11 protein-coding genes are annotated in these 16,576 nt (G+C 43.7%); 5 read left to right on the top strand and 6 right to left on the bottom strand.

All coding sequences use genetic code 11. The features are described from left to right. Positions 1–2,402, bottom strand: a 2,402-nt coding sequence (locus NC99_RS20630; protein ID WP_053188594.1) for an FtsK/SpoIIIE family DNA translocase, incomplete at its 3' end; no start/stop codon positions are given. A gap of 356 nt (positions 2,403–2,758) precedes the next feature. Here NC99_RS20630 and arcC point away from each other — a divergent pair. Beyond that, positions 2,759–3,733: a carbamate kinase gene (gene arcC / locus NC99_RS20625; protein WP_053188598.1), complete on the top strand. Its 975-nt coding sequence runs from the start codon at positions 2,759–2,761 to the stop codon at positions 3,731–3,733. Further along, positions 3,730–4,728 (top strand): ornithine carbamoyltransferase, encoded by a 999-nt coding sequence (gene argF / locus NC99_RS20620; protein ID WP_053188592.1) that lies wholly within the window; start codon positions 3,730–3,732, stop codon positions 4,726–4,728. Before arcC ends, argF begins: the two co-directional genes overlap by 4 nt. 68 nt (positions 4,729–4,796) lie before the next feature. On the opposite strand, the gene NC99_RS20615 is transcribed toward argF, so the two are convergent. Then, positions 4,797–6,851 (bottom strand): TonB-dependent receptor plug domain-containing protein, encoded by a 2,055-nt coding sequence (locus NC99_RS20615; protein WP_053188589.1) that lies wholly within the window; start codon positions 6,849–6,851, stop codon positions 4,797–4,799. 733 nt (positions 6,852–7,584) lie between these two features. On the opposite strand from NC99_RS20615, the gene NC99_RS20610 reads away from it, so the two are divergent. Continuing rightward, positions 7,585–8,091: an RNA polymerase sigma factor gene (locus tag NC99_RS20610; RefSeq protein WP_053188586.1), complete on the top strand. Its 507-nt coding sequence runs from the start codon at positions 7,585–7,587 to the stop codon at positions 8,089–8,091. A 111-nt stretch (positions 8,092–8,202) separates the two neighbouring features. Continuing rightward, complete coding sequence (locus NC99_RS20605) at positions 8,203–8,751, top strand: DJ-1 family glyoxalase III (RefSeq protein WP_053188583.1); 549 nt, start codon at positions 8,203–8,205, stop codon at positions 8,749–8,751. A 65-nt stretch (positions 8,752–8,816) separates the two neighbouring features. On the opposite strand, the gene NC99_RS20600 is transcribed toward NC99_RS20605, so the two are convergent. From NC99_RS20600 to NC99_RS20590, 3 genes are all read right to left on the bottom strand, one after another. Beyond that, on the bottom strand, positions 8,817–10,844 hold the full coding sequence (locus NC99_RS20600) for a tetratricopeptide repeat-containing sensor histidine kinase (protein WP_053188580.1): 2,028 nt from the start codon (positions 10,842–10,844) through the stop codon (positions 8,817–8,819). Positions 10,845–11,069: 225 nt separating this feature from the next. After that, complete coding sequence (locus NC99_RS20595) at positions 11,070–11,807, bottom strand: 3-keto-disaccharide hydrolase (protein WP_053188577.1); 738 nt, start codon at positions 11,805–11,807, stop codon at positions 11,070–11,072. Positions 11,808–11,957: 150 nt separating this feature from the next. Further along, positions 11,958–13,019 (bottom strand): DUF6588 family protein, encoded by a 1,062-nt coding sequence (locus tag NC99_RS20590; RefSeq protein WP_053188574.1) that lies wholly within the window; start codon positions 13,017–13,019, stop codon positions 11,958–11,960. A 201-nt stretch (positions 13,020–13,220) separates the two neighbouring features. On the opposite strand from NC99_RS20590, the gene NC99_RS20585 reads away from it, so the two are divergent. Continuing rightward, positions 13,221–15,413: a S9 family peptidase gene (locus tag NC99_RS20585; protein ID WP_053188570.1), complete on the top strand. Its 2,193-nt coding sequence runs from the start codon at positions 13,221–13,223 to the stop codon at positions 15,411–15,413. 677 nt (positions 15,414–16,090) lie between these two features. Here the strand turns inward: NC99_RS20585 and NC99_RS20575 are convergent. Then, positions 16,091–16,501, bottom strand: coding sequence for a secondary thiamine-phosphate synthase enzyme YjbQ (locus tag NC99_RS20575; protein WP_053188564.1), 411 nt, complete (start codon positions 16,499–16,501; stop codon positions 16,091–16,093). Positions 16,502–16,576: the final 75 nt, after the last annotated feature.

Here is a 16,576-nt window from a genome sequence, read left to right as displayed (position 1 = left end):
TGTTCCAAACTATATTCATCCTGAAGTAGCACCTGCCGGGCCTTGCTGCCTTCGCTTGGACCAACAACTCCGGCGGCTTCAAGCTGATCCATAATCCGACCGGCGCGGTTATAGCCAATCGAAAACTTCCGCTGGATCATGGAAGTTGATCCCATTTGGTTGACCACCACCACCCGGGCGGCATCATCAAAAAGTTCATCGCGGTTAGCCAGATCAACAGCTCCCGGAGCACTCCCCTCGTCCTCGCCAACATATTCAGGCAACAAGAAAGCCGTTGGATAACCTTGCTGTTTCGCAATATGTTCGCAAACACGCTCCACTTCAGGGGTATCTAAAAAAGCACATTGCAGGCGCGAAATTGTACTTCCGGCCGCAATCAACATATCGCCTTTTCCAATCAGCTGGTTGGCTCCGGGCGTATCCAAAATGGTTCTTGAATCGATCATTGAGGCCACTTTAAACGCAATCCGCGTCGGGAAGTTCGCTTTGATCACGCCGGTAATAATGCTAACCGAAGGGCGCTGGGTGGCAATAATCATATGGATTCCAACAGCACGGGCAAGCTGAGCAATCCGTGCAATTGGCAATTCAATTTCCTTACCGGCCGTCATAATCAAATCTGCAAATTCGTCGATAACCACCACAACATAAGGCAGGTAACGATGGCCTTTTTCAGGATTCAACCGGCGTCCGGTAAATTTTTTGTTGTACTCCTTAATATTCCGGGCATGGGCCTTTTTCAGAAGATCATACCGATTATCCATCTCGTTATTAAGCGAATTCAAGGTGTATTTAACCTTTTGAATATCGGTTATAATGGGCTCTTCCTCATCGGGTAATTTTGCCAAAAAGTGTTTTTCGATGGTCGAATACAAACTCATCTCCACCTTTTTCGGATCGATCAACACAAACTTCAACTGGGCCGGATGCATTTTGTAAAGCAAGGAAGTAATGATCGCGTTCAATCCAACCGACTTTCCTTGCCCGGTGGCTCCGGCAACCAAAATGTGCGGCATCTTGGCCAAATCTATCAAATAGGTTTCGTTCGAAATTGTTTTTCCCAGCACAACCGGCAAATCCGCGGTACTTTCCTGAAATTTTTTCGAAGCAATAATCGAACGCATCGATACAATTTCAGGGTTTTGGTTAGGTACTTCTATCCCAATGGTTCCTCGCCCGGGGATGGGCGCAATAATACGAATACCCAGTGCCGCCAAACTCAGGGCTATATCATCTTCCAGATTTTTGATCTTGGCAATCCTGATTCCCGGCGCGGGCACAATTTCATATAAAGTAATCGTGGGGCCAATTGTCGCTCGAATTTTGGTGATCTCAATTTTATAGTGGCGGAGTGTTTCGACAATCTTGTTTTTGTTCGATATCAATTCATCGTTGCTCACCTCGGCATTACCCGACGAATGATCATCCAAAAGGTCGATGGTCGGAAACTGGTAATTTGATAAATCCAATGTTGGGTCATAATCTTCCGTGGCCTCGTGCTCATAATCTTCATCGGTTTCCTCCTCCACTTTTTCAACCGTCATTTCAAGATCTTCATCGTCATCCTCATTGGCTTCATGTTTCGCCAAAAGCTGCTCTTTTACGTTGTCTTGAATTTTCTTCCGGTCAATCGACTCATCCATCTCCAGGGCTTCACTATCCGGATCAAAAATGGTTTCCAAAATATCATTCTCATCAATCACCTTCACAATACTTTCCTCGGGCTCAACTTCCTGCCGCTGATCAACGGAACTTGAAGACTCGTGCGAAATTTCCGACTCCCGTCTTCCGAACACACGTTTAACCACGGGAATAAAGTTGTCGAAAGTAAAAAGGCAAATCAGGAACAAACCGATCACCAGGAGAAAAAAGGTGCCGACGTAGCCAACCAACGAACTGAGCCATTCGGCCAGGAAGTAGCCGTTCTGACCTCCCAGATAAAGAAATGCGTTCGCATTGACATCTCCCAGAGTCAGGCCCAGAAACAGCGAAAGCCAAATCATGCTTACAAATGCCAGAACAATTGTCCGCCAATAACGAAACAAGGGACGGTTGAAAAACTGAAACGCTGTGACAAACAGCATAAAAACCAACAAAAAGGAGGAAATTCCAAACCCACGATTCATAATGGCTTCACTCAAATAAATACCAGTTTTTCCGGCTTTGTTCCGGCCTTTTACTGCGGGGTCGGTGAGAAACTCACGAAAAGATAAATCCATCTTACTGTGATCGGCATGCCCCGAAAATAAAAAGGAAATGAAGGCAATTAATAAATAAAGCCCAAATATGAATAGAATTAAGCCAACGGTGTACTTGAATTTTTCTCCTGTGAAAAAAGATCGGACGCGCTTAAATACACTAATTTTCTTCTGTTTCTGCTTTCTTTGGATCTTCTTAGCCATAGGTATTTTTCAAAATTCGCATGCAAAGTTAACGAAATTTAGACAGCTTATGGTGCCCAAAAGCCGTCATAAAATATCAAAAAAAATGGTTTTATCGTGTTCGCACCCCGATGTACTTATCCGAAAAGGTGGAAAGTAAAAATCAAAAATTCGCCGGACCTATGAATTAGCAAGATAAGCGACTGGAAAAATGTGAATCCATCACCAGAAATCAATTCTTTTCTTCAATCTGAAACAAAGCACCAACCTACTGTTTTACAACATCTTAATTCAAATGAAAACAAGGCTTTCAGTCCTATTTCTTTATGCCGAATTTTTCTATGTTTGCTCATCTGGCTGGTTTATACAAATCGAATATGAAACAAAAATTAGCTGTTATCGCACTTGGAGGAAACGCCTTACTGCGCGACACCGAAACAGGAACCATTGAAGAACAGGAGCGCAACACCACTGACACGCTCGAAAACCTTGTACACCTGTTAACCGACGGTTACGATCTGGTGATTACGCACGGAAATGGCCCCCAGGTTGGGAATATTTTGATGCGCAACGATGCCGGTGAAACCCTGTACAACATTTCGCCCATGCCCCTGGATATATGCGTGGCTGACTCGCAGGGCGGGATTGGCTATATGATTGAACGCATGATGCGCAATGTTTTGAACAAACATGGCATTGATAAAAATATTGTTTCGGTCATGAGTATGGTGACGGTTGATCATAAGGATGAAGCCTTTCAAAATCCAACGAAACGAATTGGGAAAACCTACAGCGAAGCGGATGCGAACCTGCTCAACAAACAAAAGGGATGGCAATTCAAGCCGAGTCCGAAGCACCAAGGGGCCTGGCGCCGCGTAGTTCCTTCGCCCGAGCCCATCGATATCCTCAACAAGGAGATTATTGGAAAAATGGTTCGCGAAGGAAATATTGTCATTACCGCCGGTGGAGGAGGTATTCCGGTTTATCTTGATAATGAAAAAAATGTTCGGACGGTTGATGCCGTCATTGATAAGGATATGACATCGGCGTTGCTTGCTTCAACCATTCACGCGGATGAGTTCTATATTTTAACCGATGTACCATTTATATATAAGGATTTTGGTCTTCCGAGCCAGGAAAAACTGGAATTCCTGGACTATGCAGACACCCTGGAGTACTTGAAGGCCGGAACTTTCGGAGAAGGAAGCATGGCTCCAAAAATAAGGGCGTGCCTGAATTTCATTGAAAATGGCGGCCAAAAAAGTGTGATTACGGAAGCCACCAAACTGGAAGACAAAAGCTACGGATCGAAAATCACCATGTATTACGACAACCAAAAACTTGCACAATGATACCCAATTTGAAAAATCGAAATTTCCTGAAACTGTTAGATTTTACGCCGGACGAAATTTCCGACTTATTGTTGCTTTCCGAAAAATTAAAAGCCGCCAAATACGCCAAATCCGAAGAGCAATTACTGAAAGGCAAAAACATTGCTTTGATCTTTGAAAAGACATCGACCCGCACCCGTTGCGCTTTTGAAGTGGCTGCCTTCGACCAGGGAGCACATGTCACTTATCTCGGACCAAGCGGATCGCAAATCGGATACAAAGAATCGATGAAAGATACCGCGCGGGTTTTGGGCCGCATGTACGATGGAATTGAATATCGTGGCTTCGGCCAGGAAATCGTTGAAGAGCTTGGGCAATATGCCGGTGTTCCGGTATGGAATGGTTTGACCAACGAATTTCATCCGACCCAAATTCTGGCCGACTTTTTAACCATGAAAGAGCACTCGGACAAACCACTGAATGAGATCAAATTTTGCTACTTGGGCGATGCGCGAAACAACATGGGCAACTCGCTAATGATTGGAGCGGCTAAAATGGGCCTGGATTTCAGAGCTGCTGCTCCAAAAAGTTGCCAACCAGCTGACGAATTGGTTGAAACGGCCCGAACGATTGCGCAACAAACGGGTGCTAAGATTACCATTACGGAGGATGTTGCCGTTGCCGTTAAGGATTGTGATTTTCTATACACCGATGTCTGGGTGTCGATGGGCGAACCCGATGAAGTCTGGGAAGAACGCATCAAACTGCTTATGCCATACCAGGTGAATGCGGCAGTCATGCAGCAGACGGGTAACCGATCGGTCAAATTTATGCATTGCTTGCCCGCATTTCATAACTGCGAAACCAAACTTGGAAAAGACATCTACAATAAATTTAAAATTGAATCGATGGAAGTGAAGGAGGAAGTGTTTGAAAGTGAAGCCTCCATTGTTTTTGATCAGGCCGAAAACCGGATGCACACGATCAAAGCAGTTATGGTAGCCACTTTGGCATAACCCAAAAGCAAAGGGCACTCGCGTTGAGTGCCCTTTCATTTTCCTGATTACTTATTCTGATTTGATACTTATTTCATCGCTATTTGGTAATTTATTCCAAAACTAATCCAACGGCCAGGTTGCTGAATGTTCCCTAAATCAACATACCGCCGATCAAACAGGTTGGATACGGAACCAGAAACCTGAAGTTTATCTGTTTTCCAGAAAACCTTCAAATCGGTCAACCAAAACGCCTCATAATTGGCTTCACCAACATATTGGGTGTCCTCAAACTCGGCATAGGTCCCGTTCCGATCCTGAAATCGAAAATGCCAGGACGCCTGAAGCTTTCTCCAAACCTGGTGATCAACCGAAAAAACAAACTTGTGTTTTAGGTTATCCAAAGCGTAATTCGACAAATAGTCGCTTTGGGTTTTATTCAAATTGTTGTATGAATAATTGGTGTTGATTTTCCGGATGAAAAACCGATGACCCAGCAGGGTCGGAATGTCTACCGCCGCAACAAACTCAAAACCATCACTTTTTATTTTCGTCAGATTTCGTGTTTCCCACAAAAATTCGTCACTTTCGCGAACCCAGTCAATCAGGTCCTCTCCTACCCGGTGATAATAGCCTGTCTGGATATGCAGGAAACGATTGTCTACTTTGAAACCTCCTTCTACCGTTGTTGATTTTTCCGGCTTCAAATCAGGATTTCCCTGGTTCGTTGGGCCGTTGTAGTATAAATCAGTAAATGTGGGCATGCGCAAGGACTTGTTAAACGAACCGTAGGCCTTCCAGTTATCGGTTAGCTGGTAACTCAAATCCAGCCCGGGAAAAATATTCCATTCAAAATTCAGGTCGGAAATCCAATTGGCCATAGCCCCGCCCGATGCCGTCAACCGGCCAAGATAGAAGGTATGCTCGGCAAAATACGAAACAATTGTCCGCGAATGCGATTTGGTAAACTGCTGATCTGTTTCACCCGGCACATCAATTGGCTCATCCATTTCTTCGCCTAAAACGTTGCTCCAAATGTTTTCGGAACGAAATTCGGCTCCAAAAGCTGTCTTTCCCAAATTGGTCGAAAACCAACTATTAATCGAACTTCCCAGCACATCGGTCATGTGGTAATTATGACCGCCATACCACGAAGCCGGATCAGAACGAAACAACTCAAAACGGTCTTGATGCCGCCGCCAATAAAGCGCCGGAGTAAAACGAATTTTCTGTCCGGTTTCTAACTTCAGCGATGCAAAAGTGGTTTTCGTTTCTTCAAATTGGTTGGGATACGCGGGCGTATAAAAGCTGTTTGCCCCAAAAGCTTTGCTTGAAAACCCCGCTTGTAAATCAAATTGACCAGCTTCGGCATTGAGCAACCCGTGATAGAAGATATTATAGCCATCAAAATCGGTGTTATCAATATATCCGTCGGACGATTTTTGATTGAAAGCAAGAAAATTTTGCAGTTTCCCAAGCTGCTTGTTGGCCGCCACATGGATATCTTGAAGATTGTGGTCGCCATAGTTTAAATCAATTTCAAACTGATCGCCGCCTAAAGGTTCGGTAACAATATTGATTGCCCCCGAAAAAGCATTGGGCCCATACACGCGGGCCGCCGGGCCTTCCAGAATTTCGATTCGTTTGATAGTTTTTAAACTTACCGGCAAATTGAGGTTGTGATGGCCGGTTTGTGGGTCGGAAAGATTAATCCCATTTAAAAGAATGAGTGTCTGATCGAAGGAGCCGCCCCGAACGGAAATATCGGCCTGGACTCCATGTGTTCCCCGCTGGCGGATATCGACACTCAATGCATACTCCAGAAGGTCTTGAAGACTATTGACCGGAGCCGCATCAATTTGATCTTTCTCAATCACGGATACAATCCGTGCCACCTGCGAATAGGTCACAGGTGCTCGCTGGGCACTAACCTCAATCTCATCAAGGTCAAACTCCATCCTTACTTCCGAACGTTCGGGCTGGGCAACAGCTTCGTTTGTGCCGGCAACCAGAAAATAAGCCACCGCTAAAACGGCGATTCGAACCTCTCTGTTAAGTGCCTGAAACAACGAATACTTTTGACCACCCCATTGTTTGAAAATAAGCTTCTTAGCCCATTTGTGGTTAACTTTTAACTTTTTCATTAATTTTAATTACGAATAAGTAATCGGAAGCCGCAAATGTAAAAATATCTTTTAAGACCCGAAAGTCCTGCTTTCCACTCATCAGATTAGGGCAGTGATCTTCTCAGAAATCCAGGAAATCGTTTCAATTTAAATCCTCTTTGCTTTAGCAGGAAATTGTAGAATCCACACCTCAACTGTGGACAATTAAATACAAGTCTTTGCCAGGTAATCCACAGACTAAAAAACAGCAAATAAAAAATTAAGCACCTGCTCATGAAGAAGTTAAAAATATGCCGATCGGTAAAACTTTCCCACGAACCTGCTTTCGTACATTAATTGTTGCCACATGAGGCGTATTGAGAAACGGCGAACCTGCTTTTTTTTTTTGGGGGATGCAAACAAAACATTGAGCAGAACAGTGAATAATGATTGCCGACAAAAACAGGCTGCCGGGTAACGACAAAGATCAAAATCAGAAGAATTGTGCCTTTAAATGCCTCTGAAAATACAAAATAGGAAGACCAATTCATAGGCAATCCAAATAAAAATAAGTTGTTTGAAGACATACGAAAATAATCAAACAAATTTATGTAAACCCCGTATGAGATCATTACATGCTATAAATCAGCCACAATCAATATTTTTTATCATGAATAAATAAAATCTAAGAACAAAAGATCAAACAATCCTTTTTAAAACCGCATTCCTTATTTATATTTGTTCTAAACAATACTCAAAAAAACACGCTGCCATGACACAAGTTCAATTTAACAACGCATTGCTGGGACTGCAAGACAAATTGCTGTACTATGCACTTAGCCTGACAGCTGATCAGGAAAAAGCACAAGATCTTTTACAAGAGACGTTTTTAAAAGCCTTGACTTATCGTGACAAATTTACGCAGAACACAAATTTTAAGGCGTGGATTTATACCATTATGAAGAACACCTTCATTAACAACTACCGTAGAAACGTGAAAGCGAAGAGCACATTTGATGGTGCAAACAACGATTTTCATCTCAAATTTTCGAAAGACAAAATTTACCCTTCGCCCGATTCGTTTTACAGTTCAAAGGAAATCATCAAGAACATCAACGCACTGGAAAGCGAGTACAAAGTGCCTTTTAAAATGTTTCTGGACGGATACAAGTACAAGGAGATTGCCGATAAATTAAATCTTCCGCTCGGAACAGTGAAAAGTCGGATTTTCTTTACGAGAAAAAAATTGGAAAAAGCTTTAAAAGAATACGCTAACTAATTGTTGGCGATATCAAGTGATCATATCGGGTAAAAAAAATGGTTCGTTGTTACGGACCATTTTTTGTATTTTTAGGGGTTTCGTAACTGTACACTTAAAACTTTAACCGCCATGAAAAAAGTAGCCGTTCACTTAGTAACCGGGTTTGAAGAAATTGAAGCCGTGACAATTATTGATGTTCTTCGGAGGGCAAACCTTGAAGTAACAACGGTATCGATGACTGCTTCCAATGAAGTTACAGGTGCCCATCAAATTCCGGTTATTGCCGACGTATTGTTTTCAGAAGTTGAGTACTCAAACATTGACGCGCTGGTTCTGCCGGGAGGTATGCCTGGTGCAAAAAATCTTGATGAACACGAGGGTTTGCAACAGCAAATCACTCAATTCAATCATGAACAAAAATTATTGGGTGCCATTTGTGCCGCGCCATTGGTTTTTGGGCATCTGGGAATTCTGAAAGGAAAAAAAGCCGTTTGCTATCCTGGTTTTGAAAGCGAATTGCATGGCGCTGAAATTTTGAAATCGCCAACCGCTGTTTCCGGAAATATTGTGACCGGAACAGGCGTTGGCACAGCATTGAAGTTTGCGCTGCAACTTGTAGAAGAGCTGGCAGGAAAAGAGAAATCAAAACAGCTGGCAAAGGCGGTTCTGGTTGAGTAAGCCGAGGCCAGTAAATCCGGCTTCCGCTTTAAACGAAAAGCTGATTGCTGTTTTGTCGCACAAAACTACACACTTTTGGGAATCGAAAAGTAGAACTGGCTGCCCTTTCCGTGCTGGCTGTCAGCCCAAATGTCACCCCCATTTTTTCTAACAAATTCACTGCAAACCAAAAGCCCAAGGCCCGACCCATCCTCGTTGGCTGTTCCTTTCCGCTTGTTCTTCGAATCGATTTGAAACAACCCACCCATATCCGCTGGAGGAATTCCTACGCCATCGTCGCAAACACAGATTACCGCCTTGTGCCCGTCATCCTTTACACCAACTTTCACCGTTCCACCTTCATCCGTAAACTTAACGGCATTATTCATCAAATTGCGCAAAACCGTTTCCAACATTCGCGGATCGCCGTAAATATGCAAATCATCCGGAATTTCGGCTTGTAAACGAATCTTTTTCTGCTCGGCAGTCGGCTTAATCAGGTTTTCAATCGCCTGATAGATTTCCAGAAAACTGACTTTCTGAGGCGTGTAAACCAACGATCCTGTTTGCGACTGTGCCCAATCCAATAAATTATGCAGCAGTTTGAAAATTGATTGGGCCGACCGATAAATGTCGCCGGCATATTTTCGCTTCTCTTCATCCGAAAACCGGTCATACTCCTTGTGCATCAAGTAGGTGTATCCCATCACCGTGTGAAATGGATTCTTCAGGTCATGCGCAATGATGGAAAAAAATTTGTTCTTCGAATTATTCAACTTCTCAAGCTCCAGCCGTTGCTCCTCAATACGTTCATTTTTTCGGCTCAAAAGCGCATTATGTTTCCTTTTGTTGAAATAAGCCACGGAGATCATGAATATTGTAGCCACAAGCAAGACAATGGCAATCATACCAAAAATCCGAACTTCTTCATTCCGCTGTATTTTCAATTGATCGATTTCCCGCGAGCTGTTTAGCCGTTCAATTTCAGCTTCCTTCTGCCGAGCCTGGTACTGCTGTTCAAGCTCCGCCACTTGGTTTAGCCGTTCCTCCCGAAGCATGCTATCTTTAAAAGCACTGTGCAGTTTAAAAGCCTTGTAGGCATTATCAATTTGCCCCATTCGCTCATAGGCAACGGCAAGATCATGATAATTTTGTTGTAGCAAATAGAAGCCAAAGTCATTCTCCTCAATGAGTTTTATGCTTTCCTGAAATGCAGCAACCGCCTTTTTATAATTCTTCAATTCGCGATGCACCCCGCCGAGCCCATCGAGTGCATGGGCCTTGCTCCTCAAATCTCCCAAGGCATCAAACACCTCAATGGTTTGCTCATACCAGTTTAATGCCTGCTGCAAACTATCTCCGGTGTTGACATAAATGGTGGCAATATTATGCAACACAATGGCCTCGCGCTGATGATTCTCCAGTTGTCGAAACAAGTGAAGCGCTTTGTTATAATACACTTTGGACGAGTCAAACTGCTCCATATTAAAAAACGATATGCCCAAACCATTGAAGTTGACTGCCAAACTGCTCGAGTCCTGAATTTGGGTGTTGATACCGGCAGCATGGCGAAAGTTATGAATAGCTCGCTGCGGTTCGCCAATCTTTAAAAATACCAGCCCCAGGTTTGAATAGACATGGGCCACCTCTTCGGACAGCGGGTCCTTAGCCAAATATCCCAGTGATTTATAGAAATGCGTAGCCGCCAGGTTATACTCGCCGGTATAATAGTGCACCAAGCCAATTGCATTATGCGTATCACCAAGCATGGCAGAGTCACCCAATTGCTCAAAGATCGCGCAGGCCAGCTCATAATTCTGCAAAGCCCGTTCATATGCATCGAAAAAGTAGCGGCATTCGCCTTGATTATAAACGGCCATTGCCAAATGCAACGAATCTCCCGCGGAGGTAGCCAAATCAATCGCTTCGTCGGCGTATGACAGACTTCGGGTACTGTCAATTCTGGCATAAGCAAGGGAAAGTTGCACGAGCGCTTCCGTGCGTTCCGAACCTGACAATTGCGGAAGCTTCAACAACAAACTATCCGCAGCAGACTGGTCGAATGAGGAGAAAAAAATAACAAGCAAAAGGATGTTTAAACCAAAGACTTTCATCTATCAAGTAAGTGTTCATTACAAATATGTTGATTTTTAATGAACTTTTTTTCAGTTTGATAAGAAAATTGAAAGATTATCGGCAGTGCGTTCAAAAATCGGATAATTTCCATTTCGAAATTGAAAATAAAAAAAGCACTTTTGCCCGAACCACGCCTGGCTAAAAGTGCTTTTTCCTTATTTCGTCACTTGCATTTTGCAAGCTACAAACAGTTTAGTCGCTGCTTACAACTCTCTGATTTTGATATTGCGGAACCAAATTGGATAACCATGATCCTGCAATCCGATGTATCCTTCGCGGGCAATTCCTTCCGTAAAACCGGGAAAGTTTTTAAACTTACTGTTTTCGATTAACGCATCCCATTCCGGAGTCCACAAGGTGTACGACACCACTTCTTTTCCATTCATGCTGTGGGTTGCTTTACCGTCTTTCACTTTAATCACCACGGTATTCCACGAGCCGGCCGGATTTACCGTTGCCGGATCAGCCGCGACCATATCATACAGAGATCCTGCAAGATGGGTGTCAATTTTGTTGTCCGAGGCATTTTCATTGTCCAGCACCTGAACTTCAGGAGCCGCAAAATAAATCGGCTTTCCGGGAACTTCGCGCACATAGTAAAAAATGCCTGAGTTACCTTGGTCACTGGCTTTCCAGTCTATTGAAAGCTCAAAATCCTTGAATTTCTTCTCACCAAAAAGAATGTCGCCACCGGCACCATGCCCAGGTTGTTTTCCCTCGCCAAGAAGCACTTTCATCGCATCATCTTCGATGGTCCAGTTTGGTGGCATGTTCTCCGCATTACATTGCCGCCAACCATCAAAATTTTCGCCGTTGAACAGCAATACCCAACCTTGTTTCTTCTCTTTTTTTGTTAATTGATTAACTTTCTGAGCCGAGGCCGAAACTGCACCCAGCAATACAACTGCCATGAAGATGGCTGATAAAATACTCTTTCTCATGATAATAAATTGAAAAAGCACAGACGTGTGCCATTAATAATTAGTAATTTAGGTTAATTCGAAAACCAAAAATAGTAAAACGGCTCTGTTAAACCTACTCCATGACTAAAATAACGGACTGATCAATCACGATTGATTCGCGGCGCAGGCCTATCGCACACTCAACGAAACACCCGCATTTAACGAAGTGTACTCTGCCTTATTGATGGAAGCAAAGATATTGAAAAAGGCCATTTTCAACCGCAAACCCGCGTCCAAACTGATATTTGACGACTCGAACTTCAACTTAACCGGATCCACCAAATCCACCAGCACAATTTCGCCATCAGCATAGTCGTTTACGATTGGGTACCTTCCGGTCAAACTTGCATCTGACTTGCTTTGGCTGTTTCCGATTCCGCCAAAAAAGGTGATGAAAGCGACTTTCTTCGAAACGATCAGACCAAATTTCACCGTGCTGGTCTCAATGTCCAATTGCTGGTTATCATCCTGCACATAGTCCGGATCATTCACTCCGTAATCAGCCGGAGTAAAATTAATCCCCGACTGGGCGGTTATATTCGAAAAGGAAGCAAAAACAGCAGCATCAAAGGGCAAGTGCTTGATGGCCGGAATCCAGTCCTTAAAACTGTGTTTCACGCCCAGACCAAAAAGGCCAACCTGCGTTTCGTCCTTATCGTCGCCCTCCTCATTAAACTTGAGTTTGGGAACGTAGCGAACCAACACATCGGTATGTGGCAGCAGCCCAATGCCAAGTTGTGCCACCGGAACGGGAATAATGTCCAGCTCCAAACCCTGAGGCGAATAAAAAGAACCGATGGTTTCGTTCGGGTCATTTGGATTGAGCAAATACAGTTGCGGCCCCGACATTTCATCGCCGGCAATGGTTGGTGCTATCGCGTCCGCAGGGTCGGCCAGTCGAATATTATTAAAGCTCAACTGGCTCAAATCATAGCTTTTGGCCGATCCCGGCACTTTAACAGCACTCACACTCACCGAAAAATCGAAGCCCAGCCTTTTGTGCGTTTCGGCCGTGTAGTACCAGCCATTGTTCAACCCATCACCCAATCCGCTGGCAAAGGGATTCAGATAGGGCTGAATGAGTGTACCTGCATCTTCGGTACCTGCTTTTAAGTATTCAATAACATCGGATTGCGCGTTGGCTATTTTGATCACGCCAATTAAAAAAATCAGAACAACTAGTTTTTTCATCGTGTTTTAAAATTTGTTGATACTAAATCTCTCCCTGTTCACTACTTCATCCCACATCGAACTTCCTAAATCCAATAAATCAACCGGAATTACGTTGTAACTATTCCATGATTTGAGGACTTATTTTGCAAACTTTTATTGTTTGCAACTTTCATTTTTCAAAAAAAAAACAAAGCTTTGACGGCTAAAATAAGATGAACCATGTATAAAATCGTATTCTGTTTATTCCTTCTTTTCGCGATGGGTTACCCATCTTTCGCTCAAAAAAAATTAACCCTGGCCGACTTTGAACAACAAAACACGTTTAAAGCGCAGGAAGTTCAAGGCATTCATTCTTCAGCCAACGGGCAATACTACACCACCCTCGAAAACGGGAAACGAATTGTAAAATACAATTACAAAGATGGCAAAAAAGTTGAAACAGTTTTTGACCTGGATCAGATCGAAAAACCTGCCATCAATTCTTTCTCGGCTTATTCGTTTAGCCCCGACGAAACAAAAATCCTGCTAACCACCAATAAAGAAACCATTTACCGGCACTCCTACACGGCCAATTACTACGTATGGAATTCGGTAACCGAAGAGCTAACAGAATTATCGGCCAAAGGAAAACAGCAGGAAGCCACCTTTTCGCCCGACGGTGAGCGAATTGCGTTTGTTAGAGACCATAACCTTTTTGTAAAAACACTGCGCTTTGGAACCGAAAACCAAGTGACCACGGACGGCAAACAGAACGAAATTATAAACGGTGTTCCGGATTGGGTGTACGAAGAAGAATTTGGATTCAGCAAAGCGTTTGCCTGGTCGCCCGACAGCAAATTCCTGGCCTACATTCGTTTTGATGAGACAGAAGTGAAGCAATACGCGATGAAGATGTATCGTAGCGACGAGGCAGCACGCATTGAAAACACGGCTTATCCGTATGAGCAGACACTGAAATATCCGAAAGCCGGTGAGAAAAACGCAGTCGTATCCGTTTTTGCTTACGACATCAAATCAAAAACAAAGGTTGAAGTTGATTTAGGCGAAGAAACCGACATTTACGTGCCCCGATTAAAATGGACTGCCGACGCCAACGATTTGGCGGTCATGCGCCTGAACCGCCGTCAAAATAAGATTGATGTCTTATTTGCCAACCCGTTTACCGGCGATACGCGCTTGTTCTATTCTGAAAAAAACGACCGGTATATTGCTGAAGAGTTTTTGGATGACTTTATTTTCTTGCCAAACAACGACTATTTTGTGGTGAACAGCGAACGCGATGGTTACTCACATTTGTATTTGTATGACCGGCAAGGATTCGAAGTTCGAAAACTGACGGATGGCGAGTTTGATGTCACTGATTTTTATGGCTTCGATAACAAGAAAAAAATATTTTACTACCAGGCCGCCAAGAAATCGCCCATGCAGCGCGAAATTTATTACACCAGCCTCGATGGAAAAAAACAAGGCATGATTAGTCCGCAGGAGGGCATTAACAAAGCCGTTTTCAGTAACGAGTTTCAATATTTCATCAATGAGTTCACCAATCTGTCGACTCCAAAAACATTTACACTTTACGACAATAGCGGTAAGCTGGTGCGCGTACTGGAAGACAACAGCCGTTTGAAAAGCAAACTGGCGGAATACGCCATTCAACCCAAATCGTTTTTCAGCTTCGAAACGTCGGAAGGAATTAGTCTCAACGGCTGGATGATTAAGCCGGCTAACTTTGATGAGAACAAAAAGTATCCGGTTGTGATGACCCAATACAGTGGGCCCAACTCGCAAGAAGTGGAAGATAAATGGTCGGTAAACTGGTACAACTACCTGGCACAGGAGGGATTCCTGGTGGTTTGCGTTGATTCGCGCGGAACAGGCGCTCGTGGTGAAGATTTTCGCAAAGTTACCTACATGCAACTTGGAAAATATGAGTCGGACGATCAAATTGAAGCCGCGAAATACCTCACCACCCTACCCTATGTCGACGACTCGAATATCGCGATTTGGGGATGGAGTTATGGCGGGCTTACCAGTTTGTTGTGCATGGAAAAAGGTGGAGATCTTTTTAAAGCAGGTATTGCCGTGGCCCCGGTTACTCATTACAAATTTTACGATACCGTGTACACCGAACGGTTTATGCGGACACCGCGTGAAAACCCGGACGGTTACAACGACAATGCGCCTTTGCTTCATCCTGAAGGAATCACCGGGCGCTTACTCTTGATTCACGGGTCGGCCGACGACAATGTTCATCTTCAGAATACCATGGAAATGGCGGAAGCATTGGTACAAGCCGGCGTTCAGTTTGACATGGCCATCTACACCAACCGGAATCACAACATTACTGGTGGAAATACCCGTATGCACCTGTACAATCGGATGACCGATTTTTTGAAGACAAACTTAAAATAAGAACAGGCCACCAATTCCACATCCATCAATAGCAAGGCAATATTCATGGGTAGCACGTCTATCCCATGCAGGGGCTCCGTCATGCCCGAAGAGATTGTTCTTCTGGAGAAGAATACGCTCATGAGGATAGATCTATAATCAATGTAAATAGGAATCTTTTCACTCCGAATAGAGAATAAATCACTTCGTATATATAAATAATCATTCCGAATAGCATAATATTCACTCCAAATAGAGATTGAGTTACTCCGTATAGACAATCTATCACTCCGTATAGAGAATACCTCAATCCGAATAGAGGCTGAATCATTACGAATAGAGAATGATTCACTCCGAATAGCGACAGAATCATTCCAAATAAAGAACGAACAATCTGAATAGCAAATTTATCAGCTTTAATAGCAAATATATCAATGCATACAGAGAATGTATCAATCTCAATTGAACAACCATCAATCCGAAAAGGGTAATTATCATTTGGCAATAGGGTACAATGATTCGGGAGCCAAGAAGAAGCAACCGGCTTTTTCAGCGAGCTCCAAGCCAGTCCTCTCCGGCAGATCCTGGAATAAGTTCAAGATACTTCATCAAGCTTCCAGCCACCACAGCAGTGTTTTCAAAACCTTTAAACTTTTTACAGGGGCTTTCAATTTGTGTTTCGTTCGCGCTACTTGCAGTTAACTGTAGACCGTTAGCACCAGCTTTCGTGAGCCACCGTAGTTGCGGTATTCGCCCAGGTAAATGCCTTGCCAGGTTCCCAGGTTTAAGCGGTGGTTTGTGATCGGAATGGTCAACTCAGCCCCCAAAACAGACGACTTCAAATGAGCTGGCATATCGTCGGCGCCCTCGTAAGTGTGGGTATAAACCGGGTGGTTCTCAGGAATCAGTTGATTCATAAACGCATTAAAATCCGAACGGACTGACGGGTCAGCATTTTCGTTGATGGTGATTCCGGCCGAGGTGTGTTTGATTAAAATATGAAGCAAGCCTTTGTCGGGCAAGTCTGGCAGCTCGCGCATGATCAAATCTGTGATCAGGTGAAAACCGCGTTTAAACTCGGGCAATCGTATTTCTTCTTGTTGAATCATACCGAAGAATAGCTCATTGGATCTCTGGATAATTAGACACTGGTGAATTGAAAATGTTCATCCAAACGCTGCTGA

It is taken from the genome of Sunxiuqinia dokdonensis (genome assembly GCF_001270965.1).
In the GTDB taxonomy this organism is placed as follows: Bacteria; Bacteroidota; Bacteroidia; order Bacteroidales; family Prolixibacteraceae; genus Sunxiuqinia; species Sunxiuqinia dokdonensis.
The sequence above is the reverse complement of the archived record's forward strand: the minus strand, read 5'-3'. Positions and strand labels throughout refer to the sequence as shown.